Source organism: Deinococcus pimensis DSM 21231, assembly GCF_000519345.1.
GTDB classification, from domain to species: domain Bacteria; phylum Deinococcota; class Deinococci; order Deinococcales; family Deinococcaceae; genus Deinococcus_A; species Deinococcus_A pimensis.
Genome location: NZ_KI912669.1, coordinates 12,087 through 12,324, shown reverse-complemented (window position 1 = coordinate 12,324; position 238 = coordinate 12,087). Strand labels below are relative to the sequence as shown.

At 73.1% G+C, this 238-nt stretch carries 1 protein-coding gene; it reads right to left on the bottom strand.

Annotation, left to right across the window (positions count from 1 at the left end):
* On the bottom strand, nt 1-238 hold a 238-nt coding region (locus DEIPI_RS32580; RefSeq protein WP_045234699.1), incomplete at both ends, for a tetratricopeptide repeat protein.

Genomic DNA, 238 nt, shown 5'->3' with positions numbered 1-238 from the left:
CGTTCCTTCGCGTCCTCGCGGCCCTGCGCGCTCGCCTGCCGCACCGCGAGGCGCTGGCTGGTCTTGAGGGACCGCACCGACGCGCCCAGCTTGCGCTGGCGCCTCTGGACCACCGCGAGGTTGTGGTGCGCGCCCGGATAGTCCGGGTTGAGGTCGAGGGCCCGGCGGTAGTAGCCCTCGGCGGCCTCGTCCTCGCCCGTCTCCAGCAGCAGGTTCCCGATGTTCGTGAGGGCGCGGT